The organism is Streptomyces rubradiris (assembly GCF_016860525.1).
GTDB lineage: Bacteria > Actinomycetota > Actinomycetes > Streptomycetales > Streptomycetaceae > Streptomyces > Streptomyces rubradiris.
Map to the genome: position 1 here is coordinate 2277618 of NZ_BNEA01000015.1, position 26253 is coordinate 2303870.

At 69.1% G+C, this 26253-nt stretch carries 21 protein-coding genes and 1 rRNA gene; 7 read left to right on the forward strand and 15 right to left on the reverse strand.

Going from position 1 to position 26253, the window contains the following annotated elements; genetic code table 11:
* Nucleotides 1-253 precede the first annotated feature (253 nt).
* The 4 genes from Srubr_RS23180 to thyX all read right to left on the reverse strand — a co-directional run bounded on the left by Srubr_RS23180 (nt 254) and on the right by thyX (nt 5966).
* A 16S ribosomal RNA gene (locus Srubr_RS23180) occupies nt 254-1780 on the reverse strand.
* A 491-nt stretch (nt 1781-2271) separates the two neighbouring features.
* A complete protein-coding gene (locus Srubr_RS23185) occupies nt 2272-3957 on the reverse strand; it encodes a ribonuclease J (RefSeq protein WP_189997511.1) in 1686 nt (561 codons plus the stop codon).
* 160 nt (nt 3958-4117) lie between these two features.
* Nucleotides 4118-5017, reverse strand: a complete 900-nt coding sequence (dapA, locus tag Srubr_RS23190) for a 4-hydroxy-tetrahydrodipicolinate synthase (protein WP_189997512.1) — start codon at nt 5015-5017, stop codon at nt 4118-4120.
* 211 nt (nt 5018-5228) lie between these two features.
* On the reverse strand, nt 5229-5966 hold the full coding sequence (thyX, locus tag Srubr_RS23195) for an FAD-dependent thymidylate synthase (RefSeq protein ID WP_189997513.1): 738 nt from the start codon (nt 5964-5966) through the stop codon (nt 5229-5231).
* 187 nt (nt 5967-6153) lie between these two features.
* Here thyX and Srubr_RS23200 point away from each other — a divergent pair, with 187 nt between their 5' ends.
* A complete protein-coding gene (locus Srubr_RS23200; protein WP_189997514.1) occupies nt 6154-6390 on the forward strand; it encodes a hypothetical protein in 237 nt (78 codons plus the stop codon).
* Between the two features lie 104 nt (nt 6391-6494).
* Nucleotides 6495-7049 (forward strand): YdbT family protein, encoded by a 555-nt coding sequence (locus tag Srubr_RS23205; RefSeq protein ID WP_189997515.1) that lies wholly within the window; start codon nt 6495-6497, stop codon nt 7047-7049.
* A 149-nt stretch (nt 7050-7198) separates the two neighbouring features.
* Here the strand turns inward: Srubr_RS23205 and Srubr_RS23210 are convergent, their stop codons facing one another.
* The 5 genes from Srubr_RS23210 to rpsO form a co-directional block, all read right to left on the reverse strand.
* The gene (locus Srubr_RS23210; RefSeq protein WP_189997516.1) at nt 7199-7651 is read right to left on the reverse strand and encodes a tetratricopeptide repeat protein; all 453 of its coding nucleotides are present in this window, start codon (nt 7649-7651) and stop codon (nt 7199-7201) included.
* Between the two features lie 13 nt (nt 7652-7664).
* Entirely contained in the window at nt 7665-8417 is a 753-nt protein-coding gene (dapB, locus tag Srubr_RS23215; protein ID WP_189997517.1) for a 4-hydroxy-tetrahydrodipicolinate reductase, read from the reverse strand.
* Between the two features lie 26 nt (nt 8418-8443).
* Complete coding sequence (locus Srubr_RS23220; protein WP_189997518.1) at nt 8444-9823, reverse strand: M16 family metallopeptidase; 1380 nt, start codon at nt 9821-9823, stop codon at nt 8444-8446.
* The gene (locus Srubr_RS23225; protein ID WP_189997519.1) at nt 9820-12039 is read right to left on the reverse strand and encodes a polyribonucleotide nucleotidyltransferase; all 2220 of its coding nucleotides are present in this window, start codon (nt 12037-12039) and stop codon (nt 9820-9822) included. Before Srubr_RS23225 ends, Srubr_RS23220 begins: the two co-directional genes overlap by 4 nt.
* Nucleotides 12040-12372: 333 nt before the next feature.
* The gene (gene rpsO, locus Srubr_RS23230; protein WP_030619140.1) at nt 12373-12660 is read right to left on the reverse strand and encodes a 30S ribosomal protein S15; all 288 of its coding nucleotides are present in this window, start codon (nt 12658-12660) and stop codon (nt 12373-12375) included.
* Between the two features lie 268 nt (nt 12661-12928).
* Here rpsO and Srubr_RS23235 point away from each other — a divergent pair, with 268 nt between their 5' ends.
* Nucleotides 12929-13222 carry a DUF397 domain-containing protein gene (locus Srubr_RS23235; RefSeq protein WP_030619136.1) on the forward strand — a complete coding sequence of 98 codons (294 nt, stop codon included), beginning with the start codon at nt 12929-12931 and terminating at the stop codon, nt 13220-13222.
* Between the two features lie 72 nt (nt 13223-13294).
* Here the strand turns inward: Srubr_RS23235 and eccD are convergent, their stop codons facing one another.
* Nucleotides 13295-14797 (reverse strand): type VII secretion integral membrane protein EccD, encoded by a 1503-nt coding sequence (gene eccD, locus Srubr_RS23240; RefSeq protein WP_189997651.1) that lies wholly within the window; start codon nt 14795-14797, stop codon nt 13295-13297.
* 442 nt (nt 14798-15239) lie between these two features.
* Between eccD and eccCa the strand changes: the two genes are divergently transcribed.
* From eccCa to Srubr_RS23260, 4 genes are all read left to right on the forward strand, one after another.
* Entirely contained in the window at nt 15240-19205 is a 3966-nt protein-coding gene (eccCa, locus tag Srubr_RS23245; RefSeq protein WP_189997520.1) for a type VII secretion protein EccCa, read from the forward strand.
* Nucleotides 19206-19497: 292 nt separating this feature from the next.
* Nucleotides 19498-19731 (forward strand): hypothetical protein, encoded by a 234-nt coding sequence (locus Srubr_RS41720; protein ID WP_308439926.1) that lies wholly within the window; start codon nt 19498-19500, stop codon nt 19729-19731.
* A 5-nt stretch (nt 19732-19736) separates the two neighbouring features.
* A complete protein-coding gene (locus Srubr_RS23255) occupies nt 19737-20375 on the forward strand; it encodes a hypothetical protein (protein WP_189997521.1) in 639 nt (212 codons plus the stop codon).
* Nucleotides 20348-21001: a hypothetical protein gene (locus Srubr_RS23260; protein ID WP_189997522.1), complete on the forward strand. Its 654-nt coding sequence runs from the start codon at nt 20348-20350 to the stop codon at nt 20999-21001. Before Srubr_RS23255 ends, Srubr_RS23260 begins: the two co-directional genes overlap by 28 nt.
* Before the next feature lie 497 nt (nt 21002-21498).
* Here Srubr_RS23260 and Srubr_RS23265 read toward each other — a convergent pair whose 3' ends face one another.
* From Srubr_RS23265 to Srubr_RS23285, 5 genes are all read right to left on the reverse strand, one after another.
* The gene (locus tag Srubr_RS23265; protein WP_189997523.1) at nt 21499-21801 is read right to left on the reverse strand and encodes a WXG100 family type VII secretion target; all 303 of its coding nucleotides are present in this window, start codon (nt 21799-21801) and stop codon (nt 21499-21501) included.
* A 38-nt stretch (nt 21802-21839) separates the two neighbouring features.
* The gene (locus Srubr_RS23270) at nt 21840-22181 is read right to left on the reverse strand and encodes a WXG100 family type VII secretion target (protein ID WP_030784826.1); all 342 of its coding nucleotides are present in this window, start codon (nt 22179-22181) and stop codon (nt 21840-21842) included.
* A 119-nt stretch (nt 22182-22300) separates the two neighbouring features.
* A complete protein-coding gene (locus Srubr_RS23275) occupies nt 22301-23416 on the reverse strand; it encodes a S8 family serine peptidase (RefSeq protein WP_229926841.1) in 1116 nt (371 codons plus the stop codon).
* Between the two features lie 201 nt (nt 23417-23617).
* Nucleotides 23618-25462, reverse strand: a complete 1845-nt coding sequence (locus Srubr_RS23280) for a WXG100 family type VII secretion target (protein WP_189997525.1) — start codon at nt 25460-25462, stop codon at nt 23618-23620.
* Nucleotides 25459-25917: a hypothetical protein gene (locus Srubr_RS23285; protein WP_229926833.1), complete on the reverse strand. Its 459-nt coding sequence runs from the start codon at nt 25915-25917 to the stop codon at nt 25459-25461. Before Srubr_RS23285 ends, Srubr_RS23280 begins: the two co-directional genes overlap by 4 nt.
* Nucleotides 25918-26253: the final 336 nt, after the last annotated feature.

Genomic DNA, 26253 nt, shown 5'->3' on the forward strand with positions numbered 1-26253 from the left:
CACCCCCGGACGAATCCGAAGTTCACTGGGGCCGGCAACTGAGGAAAGTTCATTCCCTCAGACACCCAACAGCGTGCCCGGCCAGACCCCGTCCGGTGATCGTGCGTTCCACGCTCCGAAGAGCAGTACTAGCAGCCACCAGCCCGGCATTCCGACCGAGTAGTCAACGTTCCACCCATGAGCAACCAGCATCAGACATTCGCTGATGTACTGGCCTCTGACCGAGCAAAGCCCGGTAAGAAGTGCTCCTTAGAAAGGAGGTGATCCAGCCGCACCTTCCGGTACGGCTACCTTGTTACGACTTCGTCCCAATCGCCAGTCCCACCTTCGACAGCTCCCTCCCACAAGGGGTTGGGCCACCGGCTTCGGGTGTTACCGACTTTCGTGACGTGACGGGCGGTGTGTACAAGGCCCGGGAACGTATTCACCGCAGCAATGCTGATCTGCGATTACTAGCGACTCCGACTTCATGGGGTCGAGTTGCAGACCCCAATCCGAACTGAGACCGGCTTTTTGAGATTCGCTCCACCTCACGGTATCGCAGCTCTTTGTACCGGCCATTGTAGCACGTGTGCAGCCCAAGACATAAGGGGCATGATGACTTGACGTCGTCCCCACCTTCCTCCGAGTTGACCCCGGCGGTCTCCCGTGAGTCCCCAGCACCACAAGGGCCTGCTGGCAACACGGGACAAGGGTTGCGCTCGTTGCGGGACTTAACCCAACATCTCACGACACGAGCTGACGACAGCCATGCACCACCTGTACACCGACCACAAGGGGGGCACCATCTCTGATGCTTTCCGGTGTATGTCAAGCCTTGGTAAGGTTCTTCGCGTTGCGTCGAATTAAGCCACATGCTCCGCCGCTTGTGCGGGCCCCCGTCAATTCCTTTGAGTTTTAGCCTTGCGGCCGTACTCCCCAGGCGGGGCACTTAATGCGTTAGCTGCGGCACGGACAACGTGGAATGTTGCCCACACCTAGTGCCCACCGTTTACGGCGTGGACTACCAGGGTATCTAATCCTGTTCGCTCCCCACGCTTTCGCTCCTCAGCGTCAGTATCGGCCCAGAGATCCGCCTTCGCCACCGGTGTTCCTCCTGATATCTGCGCATTTCACCGCTACACCAGGAATTCCGATCTCCCCTACCGAACTCTAGCCTGCCCGTATCGACTGCAGACCCGGGGTTAAGCCCCGGGCTTTCACAACCGACGCGACAAGCCGCCTACGAGCTCTTTACGCCCAATAATTCCGGACAACGCTTGCGCCCTACGTATTACCGCGGCTGCTGGCACGTAGTTAGCCGGCGCTTCTTCTGCAGGTACCGTCACTCTCGCTTCTTCCCTGCTGAAAGAGGTTTACAACCCGAAGGCCGTCATCCCTCACGCGGCGTCGCTGCATCAGGCTTTCGCCCATTGTGCAATATTCCCCACTGCTGCCTCCCGTAGGAGTCTGGGCCGTGTCTCAGTCCCAGTGTGGCCGGTCGCCCTCTCAGGCCGGCTACCCGTCGTCGCCTTGGTGAGCCGTTACCTCACCAACAAGCTGATAGGCCGCGGGCTCATCCTGCACCGCCGGAGCTTTACAACCCGGGAGATGCCTCCCAGGCTCATATCCGGTATTAGACCCCGTTTCCAGGGCTTGTCCCAGAGTGCAGGGCAGATTGCCCACGTGTTACTCACCCGTTCGCCACTAATCCCCTCCCGAAGGAGGTTCATCGTTCGACTTGCATGTGTTAAGCACGCCGCCAGCGTTCGTCCTGAGCCAGGATCAAACTCTCCGTGAATGTTTACCGGTAATCCGGTGTACACATCACGAGAGCGGTGCGAGAGGAGGAATAGTCCCCTCGCACACAGCGTCCTCGCTGTGTTTTTTCAAAGGAACCTCGTCCCAGCGGATGCTGGAGACGGGGTATCAACATATCTGGCGTTGACTTTTGGCACGCTGTTGAGTTCTCAAGGAACGGTCGCTTCCTTTGTACTCACCCTCTCGGGCTTTCCTCCGGGCGCTTCCCTTCGGTCTTGCGTTTCCGACTCTATCAGATCTTTTCTCGATCCGATTTCCTCGGCGCTTTCCAGGTTCCCGCTCTCGCGTTTCCCTTTCCGGCGGTTCCGACTTTATCAGAAGTTCTGAGCCGGTTTTTCCACCCGCTCCGGGCAACCATGTCCGGCACGTGAAGTGCTGGGGTTCCCGGGTGGGCGGAGCCGTAAACGTACTGGAGCGGGGCGCCCCGATGCAAATCGAGGCGCCCCGCTCCAGGTCAGTGCCGACGGGGCGTCAGACCTCCACGACCACCGGGAGGATCATCGGCCTGCGGCGATAGGTGTCCGAGACCCACTTGCCGAGGGTCCGGCGGACCAGCTGCTGGAGCTGGTGGGGCTCCACCACGCCGTCCTGGGCGGACCGCTCCAGGGAGTCCGTGATCTTCGGCAGGACGTCGGCGAACGCCGAGTCCTCGATGCCGGAGCCACGGGCCTGGATGTGCGGGCCCCCGGTGATCTTGCCGGTGGAGGCGTCGATGACGACGAAGACCGAGATGATGCCCTCGTCGCCGAGGATCTTGCGGTCCTTCAGCGCCGGCTCGCCGACATCGCCGACCGAGAGGCCGTCGACGTAGACGTAACCGGCCTGGACCTTGCCGGAGATCTTGGCCTTGCCCCCGACCAGGTCGACCGCCACGCCGTCCTCGGCGATGACGATCCGGTCGTGCGGGACGCCGGTCAGGGCGCCCAGCTCGGCGTTGGCCCGCAGGTGGCGCCATTCGCCGTGGACCGGCATCAGGTTTCTCGGGCGGCAGATGTTGTAGAAGTACAGCAGCTCGCCCGCGGACGCGTGGCCGGATACGTGCACCTTGGCGTTGCCCTTGTGGACGACGTGGGCGCCCCAGCGGGTCAGGCCGTTGATCACGCGGTAGACCGCGTTCTCGTTCCCCGGGATCAGCGAGGAGGCGAGGATGACCGTGTCACCGTCCACGATGCGGATCTGGTGGTCGCGGTTGGCCATGCGGGACAGGGCCGCCATCGGCTCGCCCTGGGAACCCGTGCAGACCAGGACCACCTCTTCGTCGGGCAGGTCGTCCAGCGCCCGGACGTCCACCACCAGGCCCGCCGGGACCCTCAGATACCCGAGGTCGCGGGCGATGCCCATGTTGCGGACCATGGAGCGGCCGACGAAGGCGACCCGGCGGCCGTACTCGTGCGCCGCGTCCAGGATCTGCTGGATGCGGTGGACATGGCTGGCGAAGCTCGCCACGATGATCCGCTTGCGGGCGCCGGCGAAGACCTGCCGCAGCACGTTGGAGATGTCGCGCTCCGGCGGGACGAAGCCCGGGACCTCCGCGTTCGTCGAATCGGCGAGGAGGAGATCGATGCCCTCCTCGCTCAGCCGCGCGAACGCGTGCAGGTCGGTGAGGCGGTTGTCCAGCGGGAGCTGGTCCATCTTGAAGTCGCCGGTGTGCACCACCATGCCGGCGGGGGTGCGGATGGCGACGGCCAGGGCGTCCGGGATGGAGTGGTTGACGGCGACGAACTCGCAGTCGAAGGGACCGACGCGCTCGCGGTCCCCTTCCGCCACCTCCAGGGTGTAGGGACGGATCCGGTGCTCCTGGAGCTTCGCCTCGATCAGGGCGAGGGTGAGCTTGGAGCCGATCAGCGGGATGTCCGGCTTCTCGCGGAGCAGGTACGGGACACCGCCGATGTGGTCCTCGTGACCATGGGTGAGGACGATGCCCTCGATGTCGTCGAGGCGGTCCCTGATGGACGAGAAGTCCGGCAGGATCAGGTCGATTCCGGGCTGCTCCTCCTCGGGGAAGAGCACTCCGCAGTCGACGATCAGCAGGCGGCCGCCGTACTCGAACACGGTCATGTTCCGGCCGATTTCGCCGAGGCCGCCGAGCGGGGTGACCCGCAGGCCGCCTTCGGGGAGCGGCGGCGGCGGGCCGAGTTCAGGATGCGGATGACTCAAAAGACTCTCCTCAACCACGCGCGCCACGTACCGGTCGGGCACGTGGCGCGCGTGACGTTCGTGCAGAAGCAGTTGTTTGTGTGGGGTGCAGGCACCGGTGGCCCGCGTCTGCGGTTGTCGATTCAGTTGTGAAGCCCGTGCTGTGGTGCCAAGTCTTTAATCAGAGCTGTACCCCGCCGGCAGCAAGATCGATCTTGAGCTGGGCGATCTCCTCGGCGGAGCACTCGACCATGGGCGAGCGCAGCGGTCCGGCGGGCAGGCCCTGGAGCGCGAGCGCGGCCTTGGTGGTCATGACGCCCTGGGTGCGGAACATGCCGGTGTAGACCGGGAGCAGCTTCTGGTGGATCTCGGTGGCCTTGACGACGTCACCGGAGACGAACGCGTCCACCAGGGCGCGCAGGTCGGGCGTGACCAGGTGGCCGACGACCGAGACGAAGCCGACCGCGCCGACCGAGAGCAGCGGGAGGTTCAGCATGTCGTCACCGGAGTACCAGGCGAGACCGGAGCGCGCGATGGCCCAGCTGGCGCGGCCGAGGTCGCCCTTGGCGTCCTTGTTGGCGACGATCCGGGGGTGCTCCGCGAGCCGGACCAGCGTCTCGGTGTTGATCGGGACGCCGCTGCGGCCGGGGATGTCGTAGAGCATGACCGGCAGGCCGGTGGCGTCGGCGACGGTCGTGAAGTGCCGGTACAGGCCCTCTTGCGGGGGCTTGTTGTAGTACGGCGTGACGACCAGCAGTCCGTGGGCGCCGACGCGCTCCGCCTCGCGGGCCAGCTCGACGCTGTGGTGGGTGTCGTTGGTCCCGACGCCGGCGACGACGTGGGCGCGGTCGCCGACGGCCTCCAGGACGGCTCGTACCAGGTCCGATTTCTCCGCATCGCCGGTGGTCGGGGACTCGCCGGTGGTGCCGTTGACGATCAGGCCGTCGTTGCCTGCGTCCACCAGGTGGGCGGCGAGCCGCTGCGCGCCGTCGAGGTCGAGTGCGCCGTCCGCCGTGAAAGGCGTGACCATGGCGGTGAGGACCCGCCCGAAGGGGGTCTGCGGAGTCGAGGTCGGAGCCATAGGTGACACGCTACTCGGTGCGCGCTGCGGGGTCTGCTCTCGGGGTGTCGGGAAAGTCAGGACAAAGATGGATCCCGGCACTGCCTGCTCGGGGGTTCAAGCAGTGCCGGGTCCGTCTGATCAGGCTAGATGAACTTCTCTAAATGCCGCAATACGGACACTTCGCCAGGCTGGCCCGTACGCCCGTTCCCGGCGCGGGAACAAGGCTTCGTTACGGGGCCACACGTCCGTTCGCGTTGAAGGCGGCGTACGTCAGCGGCATGAGCTTCGCCCACTCCGCCTCCATCTTCTCGCCCACCATCTCGATCTCCCGCTGCGGGAAGGAGGGCACCTTGGCCAGCTCGTGCTGGGTGCGCAGGCCGAGGAAGTGCATCAGGGAGCGCGCGTTGCAGGTGGCGTACATCGAGGAGTAGAGGCCGACGGGGAGGACCGAGCGGGCGACCTCGCGGGCGATGCCCTGGGCGAGCATCTCCTGGTAGGCGGCGTATGCCTGGCGGTACGCGTCCTCCATGGCCTGTCCGGCCAGGGCGTGCTGCTCCTCGGTGCCCTCCACGAAGACGTACTTGCCCGGCCGGCCCTCCTGGACCAGCTTGCGGCCGGCGTCGGGAACGTAGAAGACCGGCTGGAGCTCCCGGTAGCGGCCGGACTCCTCGTTGTACGACCAGCCGACGCGGTGCCGCATGAACTCGCGGAAGACGAAGATCGGGGCGCTGATGAAGAACGTCATCGAGTTGTGCTCGAACGGGCTGCCGTGCCGGTCGCGCATCAGGTAGTTGATCAGGCCCTTGGAGCGCTCGGGGTCCTTGTTCAGCTCGTCCAGGGACTGCTCCCCGAGGGTCGACACACGGGCCGCGAAGAGCACGTCGGAGTCCGTCGCGCTGTGCTTGACCAGTTCGACGGTGACATCACTGCGCAGGTCGATCTTCGGCTCATCCGGGGTGCGGGTCACGGTTGGACAGGTCCTTCCCACTGCTGCTTGAGGTTCGCGCCCACTGTACGGGGGGACTCGGCCGCGAACGAAAGTGACCTTCCCTGCGATTTTTTCCGGACATGGGGCACCTTTTGCGTCACTCGAACGTCTTTACCGGTGAAGCGTGCCCATTCGATCTTCGATCCCGAAAGGAGCGTCAACCGCGATGCTTCGTCGGCGAGAGCCCGTACCCTTCGCCTTCCTGGCCGAGGCGGACAGGTTCCGCAGCAATGTGACTCCTCCGCCCCGTCAGCGGGCTTCCTTCGGTGAGCTGGCCGGGCGCTGGCTGCTGGGCCTCACCCTCGTCGCCGGGATCGTGGGCGCCCTGATAGCCGGCATGCCGGCGCTCTCCACGCCGTCCGACGCGCCGGTTCAGCAGTCCCAGGCGTCCCAGGGGCGCTGAGCGCGGGGCGCTGCCCCTTCCGGACGCGCACGGCTGGTGGGCGCACACCCGGCCGGATAGCCTCACCGGGCACAGCCCCCGCGAGGACCGAGTGAGGACCAGCCGTGCCCCTGCCCTTCCTGACGGCCGACCGCAGCTTCGAGACGGCAGCCGAGAGCGCGCTGCCCCATGACGACCCGGACCGCTGGCGGCGCCCCTACCGGCCCGGTCCCTGGCGGGTGGGCGTGGCCGCGCTGTGGCTGCTGATCGCCTCGTTCGTGCTGTTCGGCGCGGTGCTCACCGCGCTGACCGGCTCGGTGCCCAGCGCTACGGCGGTGCTCGTCGTGGGCCTGCTGATCATCGCGGGCGCGCTGCGGCTGCTGCGCGTGGGGGTGTGGGTGAGCCGGCGCGGACTGCGCCGGACCGGCTTCCTGCTGACGCGGACGCTGCCGTGGGAGCGGGTGGTGTCGGTGCGCACGGTGCAGCGGCCGGTGCGCTGGCTGGGGCTGCCGCGCACGGTGCAGGGGCAGGCGCTGGCCCTCGTCCGCACGGACCTGCCGCCGGACGACACCCCGCCGCTGCTGACCACGCACACCCTGGACTTCCTGGGCCGGCCGATGGCCTTCGACCGGGCGGCCGACGCGGTGGAGGCGTGGGCGGCGGAGTGCGGGCGCGGCTGAGCTCTCCGAAGCCGTGCGCGTGGAGTGCGGGCGCGGCTGACCGCCCCGGAGGCTCGCAGGGGCCCCGGGGCGGCTCGGTGGCTGGGCGGTGGCGCCCGCGGGCGGCCGGGCGCCGCAGGGCCCGTGTCAGGCCCGTACGGGGGCCTGTGTCAGGCCCGTACGGGCTTTCCGTCGTGCAGGGCGATGGCCCGCTGCATCGCCTTGCGGGCCCGCGGGGTGTCGCGGGCGTCGTGGTAGGCGACGGCGAGGCGGAACCAGCAGCGCCAGTCGCCGGGGGACGCCTCCGTCTCGGCCCTGCGCCTGGCGAAGACCTCGTCGGCCGAGTCACGGTCGATCCGGCCGCTGGGCAGGCGTTTCAGCTCGTCCAGCGGCAGGCCCCCCTCGGCCTCCAGTTCGGCGGCCAGCTGGTTGGCCTTGCGGACGAACTCGGTGTTCTTCCACAGGAACCACAGGCCGATGACCGGCAGGATCAGCACCGCCACGCCGAAGGTGACGGTGATGAGCGTGCCGGACTGGATGAGCATCACGCCACGGCTGCCGACCAGGACGAAGTAGAAGACCAGGACGGCGGCCGTGACGAGGTAGGTGATCTTCGCGCGCATGACGTGTTCGGGCTCAGCTCAGGTCCAGGAAGTGTTCCAGGCCGAAGGTGAGGCCCGGAGTGGTCACCACGCGGCGGGCGCCGAGCAGGATGCCCGGCATGAAGCTGCTGTGGTGCAGCGAGTCGTGCCGGACGGTCAGGGTCTCCCCCTCGCCGCCGAGCAGCACCTCCTGGTGGGCGAGCAGGCCGCGCAGCCGTACGGCGTGCACGGGGATGCCGTCCACGCTGGCGCCCCGGGCGCCGTCGAGGGCGGTGGCCGTGGCGTCCGGCGCCGGGGCCGTGCCGGCCGCCCGGCGGGCCTCGGCGATGAGCTGGGCGGTGCGCGTGGCGGTGCCGGAGGGGGCGTCCACCTTGTTCGGGTGGTGCAGTTCGACCACCTCGACCGACTCGAAGTAGGGCGCGGCGAGCTGTGCGAACTTCATGGTGAGCACGGCCCCGATGGAGAAGTTCGGCGCGATGAGCACGCCGGTCTCCGGGGACCGGTCGAGCCAGCCCTTCAGCTGCGCGAGGCGCTCGTCGGTCCAGCCGGTGGTCCCGACGACCGCGTGGATGCCGTGGCGCACGCAGAAGTCGAGGTTGCCCATGACCGAGGCCGGGGTGGTCAGCTCGACCGCGACCTGGGCGCCGGTCTCGGCCAGCGTCTCCAGCTTGTCGCCCCGGCCGAGGGCGGCGACCAGTTCCATGTCCTCGGCGGCCTCGACCGCCTTGACCGCCTCGGATCCGATCCGGCCCTTGGCACCGAGGACCGCCACGCGCAGCTTGCTCATGTTCCTGCTTCCTAACCGGTGGTGTTTCAGGCGACCGCGTCGTGCAGCCGGGCGGCCTGCTTGTCCTTGAGCGGGCCGATGACCGACAGCGACGGACGCTGTCCCAGGATGTCGCGGGCGACCGAACGGACCTCGTCCGGGGTGACCGCGGCTATCTTCGCCAGCATGTCGTCGACGGACATCTGCTCGCCCCAGCACAGCTCGCTCTTGCCGATGCGGTTCATCAGCGCGCCGGTGTCCTCCAGGCCGAGGACGGTGGAGCCGCGCAGCTGGCCGATGGCGCGGGCGATCTCGTCGTCCGACAGGCCGTCGCGCGCCACCTGGTCGAGTTCGTCGCGGCAGATCCGCAGCACGTCGTGGACCTGGCTGGGCCGGCAGCCGGCGTAGACACCGAACAGGCCGCAGTCGGCGAAGCCGGAGGTGTACGAGTACACGCTGTAGGCGAGGCCGCGCTTCTCCCGGACCTCCTGGAAGAGGCGGGAGGACATGCCGCCGCCGAGGGCGGTGTTGAGCACGCCCATGGCCCAACGGCGGTCGTCGGAGCGGGCGAGGCCGGGCATGCCGAGGACGACGTGCGCCTGCTCGGTCTTGCGGCCGAGCAGTTCGACCTTGCCGGAGGTGCGGATCGTACGGCTGCCGTCGCGCGGGGCGATGGGCTTCGCCTCCGGGTTCTTCAGGGCGCCGGCCTTCTCGAAGGCCGCGCGGACCTGGCGGACGACCTTGGCGTGGTCGATGTTGCCGGCGCAGGCGACCACGAGGTGGGTCGGGTCGTAGTGCTTCTTGTAGAAGCGGCGGATGCGGTCGGCGGTGAGGGCGTTGACCGTGTCGACCGTGCCGAGGACCGGGCGGCCGAGGGCGTTGTCGCCGAACATGGTGTGCGCGAACAGGTCGTGCACGCAGTCGCCGGGGTCGTCCTCGGTCATGGCGATCTCTTCGAGGATCGCGCCGCGTTCGACGTCGACGTCCTCCTCCAGGATCAGCGAGCCGGTCAGCATGTCGCAGACCACGTCGATGGCCAGCGGCAGGTCGGTGTCGAGCACGCGCGCGTAGTAGCACGTGTACTCCTTGGCCGTGAACGCGTTCATCTCGCCGCCGACCGCGTCGAGCGCGGCGGAGATGTCGAGCGCGCTGCGCCGGGCCGTGCCCTTGAAGAGCAGGTGCTCCAGGTAGTGCGTGGCGCCGTTCAGGGACCGGGTCTCGTCACGGGAGCCGACGTGGGCCCAGATGCCGAAGGTCGCGGAGCGGACCGAGGGCAGCGTCTCGGTGACGATGCGCAGGCCGCCCGGGAGGGTGGTCTTGCGGACCGTGCCGATGCCGCCCGCGCCCTGGATGAGGGTTTGGGTACGGGCGACGGCCCGCGCCTCCGAAGAGGGGCGGGCCGTCGCCTTGGAGCTACGGGACGTCACTGCTCGGCGTCGTCCTTCGCGTTCTCGTCGCCTTCCTCGCCCTCGATCACGGGGATGAGGGAGAGCTTGCCGCGGGAGTCGATCTCGGCGATCTCGACCTGGACCTTCTGGCCCACGCCGAGGACGTCCTCGACGTTCTCCACGCGCTTGCCGCCGGCGAGCTTGCGGATCTGCGAGATGTGCAGCAGACCGTCCTTGCCGGGCAGCAGGGAGACGAACGCGCCGAAGGTGGTGGTCTTGACGACCGTGCCCAGGTACCGCTCGCCGACCTCGGGCATCGTCGGGTTGGCGATGCCGTTGATCGTGGCGCGGGCGGCCTCCGCCGAGGGACCGTCGGCGGCACCGATGTAGATCGTGCCGTCGTCCTCGATGGTGATCTCGGCGCCCGTGTCCTCCTGGATCTGGTTGATCATCTTGCCCTTGGGGCCGATGACCTCGCCGATCTTGTCGACCGGGATCTTGACGGTGATGATCCGCGGGGCGTGCGGGCTCATCTCGTCGGGCCGGTCGATGGCCTCCATCATCACGTCGAGGATGTGCAGGCGGGCGTCGCGGGCCTGCTTGAGGGCCGCGGCCAGGACGGAGGCCGGGATGCCGTCCAGCTTGGTGTCGAGCTGGAGGGCGGTGACGAACTCCTTGGTGCCGGCGACCTTGAAGTCCATGTCGCCGAAGGCGTCCTCCGCACCGAGGATGTCGGTGAGGGTGACGTAGTGCGTCTCGCCGTCGATCTCCTGGGAGATCAGACCCATGGCGATGCCGGCGACCGGGGCCTTGAGCGGCACACCGGCGTTCAGCAGCGACATGGTGGAGGCGCAGACCGAGCCCATGGACGTCGAACCGTTGGAGCCGAGGGCCTCGGACACCTGGCGGATCGCGTAGGGGAACTCCTCGCGGGTGGGCAGCACCGGCACGAGGGCGCGCTCGGCGAGGGCGCCGTGGCCGATCTCGCGGCGCTTCGGGGAGCCGACGCGGCCGGTCTCGCCGGTGGAGTACGGCGGGAAGTTGTAGTTGTGCATGTAGCGCTTGCGGGTCACCGGGGAGAGGGTGTCCAGCTGCTGCTCCATGCGGAGCATGTTGAGGGTGGTGACGCCCAGGATCTGGGTCTCGCCACGCTCGAACAGCGCCGAGCCGTGCACCCGCGGGATGGCCTCGACCTCGGCGGCCAGGGTGCGGATGTCGGTGACACCGCGGCCGTCGATGCGCTTCTTCTCCTTGATCACGCGCTCGCGGACCAGCTGCTTGGTGAGCGAGCGGTACGCGGCGGAGATCTCCTTCTCGCGGCCCTCGAACTCCGGCAGGAGCTTCTCGGCGGCGAGCGCCTTGACGCGGTCCAGCTCGGCCTCGCGCTCCTGCTTGCCGGCGATGGTGAGCGCCTGGGCCAGCTCGGGGCGGACGGCCGCGGTCAGGGCCTCGAACACGTCGTCCTGGTAGTCCAGGAAGATCGGGAACTCGGCGGTCGGCTTGGCGGCCTTGGCGGCGAGGTCGGCCTGGGCGCGGCACAGCACCTTGATGAAGGGCTTGGCGGCCTCCAGACCGGCGGCGACGACCTCCTCGGTCGGCGCCTCGGCGCCGCCCTCGACCAGCTTGATGGTCTTCTCGGTGGCCTCGGCCTCGACCATCATGATCGCGACGTCGCCGTCCTCCAGGACACGGCCGGCGACGACCATGTCGAAGACGGCGTCCTCCAGCTCGGTGTGGGTCGGGAAGGCGACCCACTGGCCGCTGATCAGCGCGACGCGGACGCCGCCGATCGGGCCGGAGAAGGGCAGGCCGGCCAGCTGCGTGGACGCGGACGCGGCGTTGATCGCCACGACGTCGTACAGGTGGTCGGGGTTGAGGGCCATGATCGTGGCGACGACCTGGATCTCGTTGCGCAGGCCCTTCTTGAAGGACGGGCGCAGCGGACGGTCGATGAGGCGGCAGGTGAGGATGGCGTCCTCGGAGGGCCGGCCCTCACGGCGGAAGAAGCTGCCGGGGATCTTGCCGGCGGCGTACATCCGCTCCTCGACGTCCACCGTGAGCGGGAAGAAGTCGAGCTGGTCCTTGGGGTTCTTGGAGGCGGTGGTGGCCGACAGCACCATGGTGTCGTCGTCCAGGTACGCCACGGCGGAGCCGGCCGCCTGCTTGGCCAGGCGGCCCGTCTCGAAGCGGATGGTGCGGGTGCCGAAGGGGCCGTTGTCGATGACGGCTTCGGCGTAGTGGGTCTCGTTCTCCACTAGCGTTTTCTCCTCGTCTTCGTCCTGTGCCTGCCCGTGTGGCAGGGGGACGGCGTGTGGAGAGGCGCTCCGTGCGGTGCGGGCCGGTCTTCGATCGAAGCACCCGGGGCGTTTTCCCCGGGGGCCACTACCGAGGACCGGCGGCGACTGGGTGCGCTTCTCCTCGTTGTTCTGTCTCGTACGCGGTGCGTTGTGCTACCACACTACAAAGCGTGAGTGACACTCCGCACGTTTCCACCGGTACGCCGGTGGTCGCCGTGGGCGCGGCTGAGCCCCGCATACGGCAAAGGGAGCGGTCCCCGAGGCGTCGGGAACCGCTCCCCTCATGGCGTCCTACTTGGCGCCCGCCGCACCGCGGCGGATGCCGAGGCGGTCGACCAGCGTACGGAAGCGCTGGATGTCCTTCTTCGCCAGGTACTGCAGCAGCCGGCGGCGCTGACCGACCAGGATCAGCAGGCCACGGCGGGAGTGGTGGTCGTGCTTGTGGGTCTTGAGGTGCTCCGTCAGGTCGGAGATCCGACGGGAGAGCAGAGCGACCTGGACCTCGGGGGAGCCGGTGTCACCCTCCTTGGTACCGAACTCGGCGATGATCTGCTTCTTCGTAGCGGCGTCGAGCGACACGCGTACTCCTCATGGTGTGTGAGTGGCCACCGAGTGCCCCCGGTCTGCGTCTCGGGGGAGCTTCCGTTACTCGGGAGGCGGGGATCCGCTGGGCGCGGCCTCCAGAACAGCGAGCGGTTCCGGGGGTGCGTACACAAACGGCCGTCACTCAGGGTACCAGGCGATGGCGGGCGGCTTACGCCCGGTCGGCGAACGCTGCCGGCGCGGTGGCGCGCGCCACTAGGGTGAGCCCCGGGATCGTACCTACCTCGGGAAGGGGTCGCCGCAGATGGCGGAAACGGAAGCGGAGATGAAGGCGCGCAAGGAGCGCGAGCGGGACGAGCTGTACGCGCTCGACATCTCGGGCGTGGAGTGGCACTGCGCGCCGGGTACGGAGGAGCACGAGGAGCGGGTCGAGATCGCGTACCTGCCCGGTGGCGCGGTGGCGATGCGGTCCTCCCTCGACCCGGACACCGTGCTGCGCTACACGGAGGCGGAGTGGACCGCGTTCGTGCTGGGGGCGCGCGACGGGGAGTTCGATCTGAAGCCGATGGCGCACAACGGGGGCCTGGACGTGCAGTGAGCTGCACGGTGCGCGAAAAAGGGGGGCGGCACGCGCGCGTGCCGCCCCCCTTTTTCGCGTCCTCCGGTCCCGTCAGCTGGTCATGGCGCGGGCCTTGGCGTACACGTCGAAGACGGCCAGGGCGAGCGGGATCAGGGTGAGCAGGACGAAGCCCTCGCAGATCTCCAGGAAGCGGCCCCAGAAGGGGGTCGGGCCGCCGCGCGGCAGGATGAGGCCGAGGGCCGTCACCAGGGCCGTGGCCAGGGCGATGGCCGCGATCAGCCAGATGGTGCGGATGTCGAGGTCGGTGCGGTCGCCGGCCAGCGCTGCGCGCATGACGTGCTGCGGCGGGTTGAGGGCGAGGCCGAGGCCGAGCAGGACCAGGCAGGTGAGGCCGGCGGCGAGCACGGGGGCGACCTGGGCGGTGTAGCGGAACATGCCGGCGCGCATGAGCATGGCGACGCCGGTGGCGAGGGCGAGCAGCTGGGCCCAGGCGTCGTCGGAGAAGCCGAGCACGGCCGTGGCGCCGATGGCGAGCAGCGCGCAGCCGCCGACCATGCCGACGAGGAGTTCGTGGCCGCGCCGCGCCTGCGCCTCGATGCGCTCGGTGTCCACCGGCTCCTGGGCGGCGGGCTCGTTGCCGTAGGCGGGGCGGGGGGCGGTGCCGCCGCTGGGGTTCTCGAAGCCGATCGGCAGCCGGGCGAACCGCATGGACATGCTGGGCAGGAAGGCGAGAGCGCAGACGGCGACCGGGGCGCACAGGGCCGCGGTCTCGCGGGGGGCCCAGCCGGTGAGGGTCGCGATGAAGACGGCGACCAGGGCGACCGCGGAGGCGAACACGAAGGCGACGAAGGGGCCGTCGCCGTGGGGTGAGCACAGGGCGAGGACGAGGGCGGCGACGAGGACGGCCGCGCACGCCAGCAGGAACTGGAGTCTGCCGATGCCCTCGCCGGCGCTCAGCGGCAGCAGTCCGCTGCCGGCGACGCCGATGTTGGGCAGCGCGCCGAGGCCGAGGGCGACGGCCGAGCCGCGGTCGTCGTAGACGCGGGCGCGGACGGCGGAGAGCACGACCAGCAGGACGCCGGTGACGGCGGCGAGGATGCCGGCCAGGCCGTGCATGTCGTGACGCGGGTCCGCGGTCCAGGCGACGAACGCGAGCAGTGCGGGCAGCACGCCGCCGCCGACGAGCCCGGCGGCCCGGGTCAGGTCGCCGCTCCACAGCTTGTGCTGCTTGGTGACGGAGGAGGCCACGGCCTCGGCGACGTCGTCGAAGACGGCCGGCGGCAGGGACTCGGCGAACGGGCGCAGGGTGAGCAGTTCGCCGTCGAGGATGCGCTGGGCGGCGAAGGACCGGGCGCTGTCCAGCACGGTGCCGTCGGTGCGGACGAGGTGGTAGCCGACCGGGGCGCCGGCCGCGGGGCTCTGCCGGGACAGCCGGAGAATCTCCGGGTAGAGGTCGGCGACCGGGACGTCGTCGGGCAGGGCCACGTCGATACGGCTGTCCGGCGCGACGATGGTGACCCGGCAGAAGCCGAGTCCGGTGCCGGACCCGGAAGGGGCTCCCGTCCCGGGTCCGCCGGTGGCGGCGGCCGTCATGCTCACCTGCTGCTCCCCCTCAGTGGTGGTGGTGATGCGTCTGTGTCGTGCTCAGCGGTGCTGCTGGTGCTGTGTCGTACTCAGTGCTGGTGCGGTGTCGTGCTCAGTAGTGCTGCTGGTGCTGTGTCGTGCTCGGTAGTGCTGCTGGTGCTGTGTCGTGCTCGGTGGTGGTGGTGCGGCTATGTCGTGAAGGTCCCGTGCCGGTTTGCGCGGTGCGCGGCGGCCCGGGTGCCGCAGGACGGGATTCCGGGGTCTTCCCGCCTCTTCCGCGAGGGGTTCGCCCCGGTGTGTCCGCCCTGTTCGGCGTGTGCTCACGCGAACATCCGGCACCCTACCGCCCACCCGCCCCGCGTGAACTCAGTAGGATCACGCGGCGGCCTGCGCTCGCCGGACACGGGGCGGCGGGCGGAAAGCCTGGGTCGGGCAAGGGAATTGGTGAGCGGTGAGCCAGATTGTCGTCAAGCGCCCCCCTAGGGCGCTTCCGTCCGAAGTGCCCACGGAAGAGGTCGTTGTCCAGCCACCGCCCGAATTGCCGCGGGGGCATCAGGAGAGCGTGCTGATGCAGCTCCTGCCCACATTGGGCATGGGCGGCTCGGTGGTCTTCTTCTTCACGAACGGCCAGCCGTTCATGAAGATCATGGGCATGATCATGATCGCCTCGACGGTGGCCATGTCCATCGCGATGGTGGTCCGCTTCCGCCGCGGCTCACAGGGCCAGCTGGCCGACATGCGCCGCGACTACCTCAGCTACCTGTCGCAGACCCGCAGGTCCGCCGTGGCCACGGCGCGCAAGCAGCGGGACGCGCAGTACTACCTGCACCCCTCCCCCGAGCAGCTGTGGGCACTGGTCGCCGAGGGCAGCCGGGTGTGGGAGCGGCGGCCCGGCGACGAGGACTTCGCGCACGTCCGCATCGGGCTGGGCGCGCAGCCGCTGGCGTCCCCGCTCATCGCCCCCGAGACGGGGCCGGTCGAGCAGCTGGAGCCGCTGACCGCGGGCGCGATGCAGCGCTTCCTCGCCGCGCACGGCACCGTCGGCGACCTTCCGATGGCGGTGTCGCTGCGCGCCTTCTACCACGTCACGGTCAGCGGCGAGGCGCAGTCCGTACGGTCCTCGGCCCGCGCCCTGGTCGGGTCGCTGGCCTCGCTGCACTCCCCGCAGGACCTGGTCATCGCGGTGGCCGCGGGCCGGGAGGCGCTGGCGCACTGGGACTGGGTGAAGTGGCTGCCGCACGCCCAGGCGCCCGGCGCGGTGGACGGGGCGGGTTCCCGCCGGCTGATCGGCTCCGACCCGCGCGAGCTGGAGGACCTGCTGGCCACCCGGCTGACCGGCCGGCCGCGCTTCCACCCCGCCGCCGCGCCGCTGCTGGACGAGCCGCACATCGTGCTCGTCCTCGACGACCTGTCCCTGCTGCCGGACTCGGTGCTCGCGAACCCGGAGGGCTTGCAGGGCGTCACGGTCCTGGAGGTGGTACCGGGCGAGCTGACCACGGCGGGCGGCGACCTGTCCATCGTCGTCCAGCCCGGCCTGCTGCGTCTGGAGTCCGGGCACGGCGAGGTGTACGAGGGCAGCCCGGACGCGCTGTCCTACGAGTCCGCCGAGGCGCTGGCCCGCCAGTTGGCGCCGCTGCGCATGGCCTCAGGCGGCGACGACGACGAGCCGCTGCTGGCCAACCTGGAGTTCACCGACCTGCTGGGCCTCGGCGACGCGGCCTCCGTCGACACCAAGCGGACCTGGCGCCCGCGCGCGCTCGCCGAACGCCTGCGGGTGCCGATCGGTCTCGGCGAGGACGGCCGGCCCGTGATGCTGGACCTGAAGGAAGCTGCGCAGGAGGGCATGGGCCCGCACGGCCTGTGCGTCGGCGCGACCGGTTCCGGCAAGTCGGAGCTGCTGCGCACCCTGGTGCTGGGCCTCGCGGTCACCCACTCCTCCGAGACGCTGAACTTCGTCCTCGCCGACTTCAAGGGCGGCGCGACCTTCGCCGGCATGGCGCAGATGCCGCACGTGGCGGCGGTGATCACCAACCTCGCGGACGACCTGACCCTGGTCGACCGCATGGGCGACTCCATCCGCGGCGAGCTGAACCGCCGCCAGGAACTGCTGCGCGACGCGGGCAACTACGCCAACATCCACGACTACGAGAAGGCCCGCGCGGCCGGCGCCCCGCTCCAGCCGATCCCGTCCCTGGTGCTGGTGATCGACGAGTTCAGCGAGCTGCTGACCGCCAAGCCCGACTTCATCGAGATGTTCGTGCAGATCGGCCGCATCGGCCGTTCGCTGGGCGTGCACCTGCTGCTGGCCTCGCAGCGCCTGGAGGAGGGCCGGCTGCGCGGCCTGGAGACCTACCTGTCGTACCGGATCGGTCTGCGCACCTTCTCCGCGGCCGAGTCCCGCGCCGCGCTCGGCGTCCCCGACGCCTACGAACTGCCGAACGTCCCCGGCTCCGGCTTCCTGAAGTACGGCACGGACGAGATGGTCCGGTTCAAGGCCGCCTACGTCTCGGGCGTGTACCGCTCCGGGGGCCGGCAGACGGCCCTGTCCGGCGGGCGGCTCCCGGTGGACCGCCGCCCGGTGCTGTTCACGGCCACCGAGGTGCCGGTGCAGTACACCGCGATCCCGCAGCAGCGCACCGACTCCGAGCCCGAGGTGGACGAGGCACTGGCCGACACCGTCCTCGACGTGATCGTGCGCCGGCTGGAGGCGCAGGGCCCGGCGGCCCACCAGGTGTGGCTGCCGCCGCTGGAGAGCCCGCCCGCGCTGGACGCCCTGCTGCCGGGCCTGGCGGCGGTGCCGGGGCGCGGTCTGACCCAGCCGAACTACGAGGGCGCCGGCCGCCTGGTGGTCCCGGTCGGCCTGGTCGACAAGCCGTACGAGCAGCGCCGCGACCGCCTGATGCTGGACTTCTCGGGCGCGGCCGGCCACATGCAGGTCATCGGCGGCCCGCAGTCCGGCAAGTCCACCCTGCTGCGCACCCTGATCTGCTCCTTCGCGCTCACCCACACCCCGCACGAGGTGCAGTTCTACGGCCTCGACTTCGGTGGTGGCGGCATGGCCGCGGTGGACGGCCTGCCGCACGTCGGCGGGATCGCCTCCCGGCTGGACCCGGAGCGGGTGCGCCGCACGGTCTCCGAGGTGTACGGCGTCCTGACCCGCCGCGAGGAGTACTTCCGCACGGCCGGCATCGCCTCGATCGCCGACTACCGCGCGCGGCGCGCCCGGGGCGACATCTCGGTCACCGACCAGCCCTGGGGTGACGTCTTCCTGGTCATCGACGGCTGGGGCAACTTCCGTACGGACTACGAGGGCCTGGAGCCGGCGGTGCTGGACATCGCCGCGCGCGGCCTCGGCTACGGCATCCACCTCGTCATCACGGCGTCCCGCTCGATGGAGGTCCGCGCGAACCTGAAGGACCACCTGATGAACCGCCTGGAGCTGCGCCTGGGCGACGTGATGGACTCGGAGATCGACCGCAAGGTGGCGGCGAACGTGCCCGCAGGCGTCCCCGGCCGCGGTCTGTCCCCGCAGAAGCTGCACTTCATGGCGGCGGTGCCGCGGATCGACGGCCTCACCTCCGACACGGACCTGGCCGAGGCCACGGCCGCGCTGACCACCGAGGTCGGACGGCACTGGCAGGCGCCGGGCGCCCCCAAGGTACGGCTGCTGCCGCGCCGGCTGGACGCGGCCGAGCTGCCTCCGGGCGACCGGTTCCCGCGGCGGGGCGTCGCGTTCGCGCTGGACGAGGAGAACCTGGAGCCGGTGTTCGTGGACTTCGACCAGGACCCGTTCTTCCTGATCTTCGGCGAGAGCGAGTCCGGCAAGTCCAACCTGCTGCGGCTGCTGATCAGGCAGCTGTCGCTGCGCTACGGCGGCGACGAGGCGAAGTTCTTCGTCGTCGACAACCGCCGCGCCCTGCTGGACGTGACGCCCGCGTCGCACCTGGCGGAGTACATCCCGATGTCCAGCCAGATGGACCACCACATGGCGGCGCTGGCCGACCTGATGCAGCGCCGCACGCCGACGGCGGACGTCACGCCGCAGCAGCTGCGGGACCGCAGCTGGTGGCGGGGGCCGCAGGTGTTCGTCGTCATCGACGACTACGACCTGGTCTCCACGTCCAGCGGCAACCCGCTCAGCGGACTGACGGAGATGCTGCCGTTCGCCCGCGACGTGGGCGTCCGCTTCATCATCGCCCGCTCCTCCGCGGGCGCGGGCCGGGCCTCGTACGAGCCGTTCATGCAGCGCATGAAGGAACTCGGCGCCCAGGGCCTGATCCTGGCCGGCGACCCGGCCGAGGGCGACATCCTCGGCGGCGTCCGCCACCGCCCGATGCCCCCGGGCCGCGGCGTCTTCGTCTCCCGCAAGCGCGGCAAGCCGCTGGTGCAGACGGGGTTGGTGGAAGTGGAGTACTGAGATGCTCCGCCGCCGGTAGCTTGGCGGACCGAGCGTCCGGGCGGAGCACCGAGGAGACGGGAGGAAACCGCGCATGGGCTGGGACGGGTGGGAGCGGTTGCAGGCGGAGGCTGCGCAGGGCCGGTCGGCGCGCCTGCGCCTCGATCAACTGGCTCCCGACGCCGGGAGGCGCAGGCAGTCCGCGCGGTGACCTCACCGTCCACCAGAGCGATCTCGCCACGATCGGTTCCGCGGCGCACGAGCTGTTCCAGGACTTCGGCCGGTTCAGCGACCACGCCCGCCTCTCGTTTCCATGGCGGCGGCCGGAGGACTGAGGAGTCAGGGCTTCGACGTCGGGGCCGCCCTCGACCATGTCGCGGAGCGCTGGATCGGCCAGGCACAGACACTGCTGGACGCCTGCGCCCACGTCTCGAACCTCCTGCGGTACACGAAGAACCAGCACGCCGCCGACGAGTCCCACAGCGCCGGCACGCTCAGCGGCATCACCGAGCTTGATCACGGCTTCGACGAGCGGAACGGCGGCTGAGCACGATGGAGCTCGACGCGTTACGCCACGGCCGGTTCGCCCAGCTCGGGGAAGCCATCGCCGACTGGGAGGAGATGACCGAGAAGCTCGCCACTCTCCGCGAGGACGCCCGGAGCGGCCTCAAGGCCCGCGCGGACAAGGCGAACTGGGCTGGCGTGAACGCCCAGGTCGGTCGCGAGTTCATCGGCAAGACGGCGAAGGAGTTCGCGGACGCCCACGTCCAGGCGGACTCCATCACGAAGATCCTCAAGGACACCCACGACGAACTCCTCGGCTACCGCGATCAGCTGAACGAGACACTCGGACGCGACCCTTACAAGTACTGCGCGGTGATCGACACCGGCCACGGCAGGTTCAGCGTCACGGGGAACCCCCGGCCCGACTGGGCGACGGGCCCCAGCGGTGATCCGAGCCCCGTCAGCCAACAGGTCGTCGACGATCTCCGCGACGAGATCCAGCGCATCCTGGGCGAGGCCACCGAGAGCGACAGCACCGCGGCGCGGCCAAGACACCCAGGCTGCTCGTCGATCAGTCCACGTACGGATTCTCCGGCGCCCACTACGAGAACCGGGACGACGCTGCCAGGGCGGTCACGGACGCCGACCGGATGGCGGACATGCTCGCCAAGAACCCCCACGCGGTGACGAACACGGAACTCGCCGCGCTCAACACCACCCTGGCCAGGTACAAGAAAGATCCGCTCTTCGCCGAAGAGTTCGCCACACAGGTCGGCCCCGAGAAGGTGCTCACCTTCTGGGCCGGCATCGCCGACCCCTACCAGGGCACTTACGCCCCGGACCGGCCCGAGCAGGCCAAGCGGCTGCAGCGGAACCTCGGGGTCGTCATCGGCCGGGCCACGTTCTCCGACAGCGACAGGATGCAAAGCTGGAAGAAGCAGATGATCGGCTTCGGCCCCGGTCGACTCGGCACCGACGACGCGAACAACCCGACCGGTTACGCCGTCATGAGCAACCTCATGCGTTTCGGTGACTACGACGACCAGTTCCTCAACCAGTACGGTGACGAGCTCCTCGCATACGACAAAAAGATGAACGGGCAGGGCATCAACGCCTGGGTCAACAACATCAACCTTGGTGACCTCAACTACTGGGGTCACGAGAAAGACCGCGACCGCGACCCTGCCACCGGGTTCCTGGAAGCTCTCGGAGGTCTGCGACGGAGCATTCGACGCTCCGGCCGCGGAAGCGCTGCGATGCCTTGCCGGGACGGACAGATGCGACGAGCCCGCTGGAGCGGGCAACACCGGTGAGGCCGCGGCCTTCTCCTTGACGAAGGCGGTCCAGCACCCGCACGACACTTACCGCCGCGCGCAGCGCGTGCTGGGTGTACAAGACAGCTGACGACAGCGGAGAACCGCTCCTCGAGATCCGGTTCTCGGCATCCCAGAGCTACCCTTCGGACACCCGCGAGGAATCCGGTACCGGCAAAGTCACGTACCCGGTGGGCCTTTTTGCGCAACAGATTGCCATCACTCGGCGAACGAGCAGGCGTACAGAGACCGTTCAGGCGTTACGACGTGCTCGCGGCACGGCTCGACCGGCGCCTCGTGGCGGACAGACTGCCGTACGTTGCGTCTCGTCAGGGCGCCGTCATCGGAGCGCATCGGCCGGTCCCTGACTTCATGTCCGCGTCCGTCCTCGTGTTCTTCGGCGCGCTCGTCCGTCCGGGTACGGCAGAGGGTGGGCACCTCCCGTGCGTGCCCACCCTTTTGACCTGCCGTGCCAGTCCGTGCTGTGACGGTGTGGCTTACATGAAGTAGCTGGCGGCCTTACGGTCGCCGCCCTGGTAGTCACCGCCGGCCGCGTGCACGACCTTGCCGATCTGGACCAGGGCCTCGTGGATGCCCTGAGCCTCGCGGTCCCAGGCGGCCTGCTGCTCGGTGTACGCGTTGTGGGCCTCGCCCTCCCACATGCTGGCGACGCCGGCGACCTTCTGCTTGATGGCCTCAAGGCCCTCTTCGAGCCGCCGCGCGTGGTTGGCCAGCTGAGTGGCGGTCTGATCCAGGCTGCCGTAGGAAACTTCGAGCTCGCCGCTGTTGTTGACGCCCATGATTGCTCCGTTGCTGAGAAGTGGTGACCTGGCGGGGATCAGTAGCTGGACAGGGCCGAAGTCGAGCCGCCGACGCTGACGTCGATGCTCTGGACCTGCGCGCGGACCTCGTCCTCCGTGCCGTCCTTGATCTTCCGGGTCGTGCTCATGGCCTCGATGAACTTGGCGAGGATGTTGCCGATGCGGACCATGCGCTCGTTGATCTCGGTCTGCTTGGCGTTGAACGCGCCGGCGCCGATGCCCTTCCAGTTGCCTTCGAGGCTGTCGATGAGGGCCTGCAGTTCCTTCAGCTGACCCTTGATGCCCTCGAAACGGTGCAGAAGCTCCTTTTCGAGGACGATGATGTCCTTGTCACTTACCTTCTGGCGCTGCGTCGCCATTTCCATGCCTTTCTGTGTGAACTGACCTTGCCGGGCGCTGAGTCATATGACGGGCGTCAGCACTGTTGGCAAGCGGGTCTCTGCTCACTCGGCGAATGAGCAGGTATGCGGGAGACCGCTCAGGCGTTACGGCGTGCGCGCAGCACGGCGAAACCGGCGCCTCCGATGACCAGTACGGCGGCTACGGCGCCGATGATCACCCAGGTCTGAGTGTCACTGCCGGAATCAGCGTCCTTCGCGGCGGCAGCGGTGGGGCCACTGGCCGGGTCGGCCTTCTCCGCCGGCTTCGACGGCGTCCCGGAGGGCGCGGTCGAGGGGCTCACCGCGGCCGTGATGTCCTCGTCCGGGTCCGCTCCGTTCTCGGCGGCCAGGGGGTCCCTGTTGGCCGGGCCCGGGTTGATGTCCTTGTCGATCAGCACCCGGCGCGGACGGACGACACCGTAGCCGAGGTACTTGCTGGGCTCGTCCTTGGGCCACTTACGAACGGCGGTGTCGATGAGGGAACGGAGGACCTGGTTGGCCGTCCAGTCGGGGTGCGCGGACCAGATCAGGGCGGCGGAGGCGGAGGCGATGGCGGCGGCGGGGCTGGTCCCCTCGGTGGAGCAGTACTTGGTGAACGTGTTGTCGCACCAGCCGGGAATATCAAGACCCGGCGCCGCAAGATCCGCGTCGTTTCCGTATGTGGAGAATTTACCGACTGTCCCGGTCTTGTCGATCGCGGCAACACCTACAGCGTAGGGATTACCAGCCGGATAGCTACGCTTGTTTCCCCTGGCTCCGTCATTACCCACAGAAGCAAACAGCAACTTCCCCTTGGAGGCGGCGTATTTGACGGCATCCTCCTCCTCGGATTCGTAGTACTCGCTCCCAAAAGACATGTTGATGATCTTTGCGTCGCTGTCGGCGGCAGCCCTAATCGCCTTGGCGGAAGTAAGAGACTTCGCCCGCTCGTCCTGATCCTTCAGCTGATCAAGCCCCACACGAATCGGGATGATTTTCGCTTGGGGAGCAAGGCCCTTGATACCTCCGCCAGCCCCAGTACCGGCGATGATTTCGGCCATCGATGTGCCATGGCCGTCATAGTCCTGAGTGACGTGGTACTTCGCGGTCTTTGGTACCTCGTCGACCAGCACCTGCCCCTTGAGGGAAGGCGTGTTCGGATTCACGCCCGTGTCGACGACAGCGACCTTCACCCCTTTGCCGGTGCTGTGCTCCCAGATCTCGTCGGCGCCCATCGCGTCCAGATACCACTGCTTGGACTGAACATCGTCCGCAGCCGCGGCTCCGGGGGCCAGGCCCGCCGACGCGATCACCAGCGTGCCCAGTACCGAGCACACAGCAGACAGCCGTCTCGCGTTGCGCCTCGTGAAGAGGGCGGTCCTCGTGCCGCGTCGGCCGGTCCCTGGCTTCATGCTTGTGTACGTCCTCGCTCGTGTTCAGTCGCTCTTCTGAGGCTCGTCACGCCGCTGCTGCGACGAGCGGTGCTGTTCCGTCGAGGCGGGTCCGCCGGCGCGACCGGTCTCACCGGCCGGAGCCTGTCGACCGCCGACCGCACCGCGACCCAGCCCCGTGGCGCCGGGCTCGGAGCCCTTGAGCGGGGATCCGGTGGCGTTGCGCGCCGCGCCGATGACACCCTCGGGATTGCTCGCCGACCGCAGTACGGCCTGCCCCCCACCGGGTTGCGGCTTGGCCGTGGGTGCGCCCACGACTCCACGCTGGCCGAAAGCGCCCTTCGCCGGTGCGGCGGAGACCGGTTCCTCGGCGCCGACGACCATACCGCGCGGGACACGGGGATTGGCCGTGCTTCCGGACGTACGACCCGTGACGGGCTTGCCGCCCACGACGCCGTTGCGCGCCGGCCCTGTGGGGCCGGTTGTTCCCGGACGTCCTCCAGGGGTTCCGGTCGTCCTCGGCGTGCCTCCGGTGACGGGGCGTCCCGTCGCCGGGGTACGCCCGGACTGAACGGGTCCTCGTGCACCCGGCTGACCGGTCGGCGTCGCGTGTCCCATGGCACGGGCAGGCTGCCCCATAGGGCCCTGCGGCCCCCGGGTGCCCGGGACGGATCGCCCGGCCTGGCTCACCGGTCCCTGCGGGACACGCCCGGTGGAGACGGTGCGCCCCGGCTGGCCCGCCGGTCCCTGCGGCACTCGGCCGGTTCCGGCACCCATGGGGCCGGTACGCCCCTGCGCGGTCACCGGGGGACGGCCGCCCGGCCCGTAGCCGGGGGTACGACCAGTCGGCGTGACGGGAGGCGCCATCGGCCCCGTGGGCAGTGGCGGCATCGGTCCGCCGCCGCTGGTCGTCGGCAGAGTGGGCGTCGGAGAACTGGGCGGCGCGGTAGGTACCTGCGGAGGCAGGGTGGTCGTGGTGTTGATCTCCGTACCGACGTCGTGGCCGGAGGGTGCACCTGGGTCGTGGACTTCCGTAAGGGGCGGCACGTGGCCACCAGCCCCGGTTCCATGCGCAGTAGCCGGTCCGGCGTGGCTTCCTGTCGTAGTTCCGTGGCTTCCCGTCGCCGTTCCAAGGCTGCGACGCGGAGTGGAAGGGGACGATCCGTAACCGCTTGACCCGCTGTAGCCGTAACCGGAGTCCGGCTTCGGCACCCCCACATCCGGAATCGGCTTGTAAGGCTTCGGATCGGCGTCCAGCGCCACCTCCAGCCCGGCCGCGGACACCGAATAGAACGAGGCCAACCGGTTCATCTGGTTGATCGCCTCTTGCCGGTCCTTCTCGACCTTGAGCGCGGCGGCGTAGTCCGGGTCGCCGTCGACCTGCTTGGCCTTGGGCAGGTCCTTGGGCCGCTTCTGTTCGCTCGCGGGCCGGGTGTCCCGGGGCGGCATGGAGTTGCGCACGGAGGCCAGCCCCGTGGCGGCGGCGGAGATCTCGGTGGCGGCGATATCGGCGAAGGTGGCGAGTCCCTTGGTCCAGCCGATGAGGCCGCTGGTCCACGAGTGGAACTGCTGGGCTCCCTCGCCTTCCCAGTCGACGCCCTTGAGGTTGGTCTCCAGGTCCGTCGCGGCGTCGTGGATGGCTTTCCGGGCGTCCCAGAGCGCCTTGCTGGCCGCCTCCAGGTGCTCGGGGTTGCCGTGCTGGACCAGGTCGATCATCGCGTTGAGATCGTGGTCTTCGAAGTCGGTCCTGCCCAAGGACAGCGCCGACCCCATCGGCGTGCCCCGAAAAACGTTCCGCAGGCGGCTGATCCCGTTGACTGCGGCGACCTGACGGTTGGCCTGCTCGACGTCGGTCTTGTACTGAGGCTTCTGCTGCCAGTTGTCACTCATTGGAGATCGCCCCCCGCGGACCTCTTGCCGCCAACGTGCTCACCGGCATTGCCGGGCTGCTCGGCGGGATCGTCCTTCTGCGTCGCCGTCCGATGTTCCTGATCGAGGTGGGAGTGGATCGCCCAGAACCGGCGCCGCACCTCGTCCTCGGTGCCGTCGTACGTGACGTCGGCCGCGTGCGCCGCGAGCGTCAGGGCCTCGATCTGCAGGCCGAGGTTCTGCGACAGCGAGGTAAGGCGCTCGTGCACCTGCTCGTACTTGGAGTGCAGTTCGGTCGCCTCGTGGAACGGGATGTTCGACCCGCTGAAGGAGCCGGCGCTGAGCGTGTGCTCCGCGAGCCTGGCGGGACTGCCGGGAGCGCCCTCGAAGGCCCTCAGCGCTTTGTCGACGTCCTTCTTGAACTTGCTCAGCGCATCGATGCCACGCCTCATGCCCGAGCCGCCACCGTCGCCCACCGCGACCCCTTCCCCGTTTCCCCGTTGGTAGAGCTGGACGGACCGGGCGGCACCCGGCCGCACCACCGGTCCGTCGCGGACCACTGTAGTCACTGCCGAAATGTCGGCCAACTGAACTTCACGACGGTTCAGTTGCGAAGCTGTCCCGAAGTGACCGACTCATGAGCCACCGGATACCGACAAGGCGGTCAATAACGACAGAAGGGTTTCGTTTTCTACGCAGAAGCTTCACACGCGCACAGCGGCCGAAGCCGTCCGAGTGACTAGACCGTGGCATCACAATCCCGGAACCGCGCCCCTGAGCAGCCGCCCTCCGCCGAATTTTCACGTCCGACA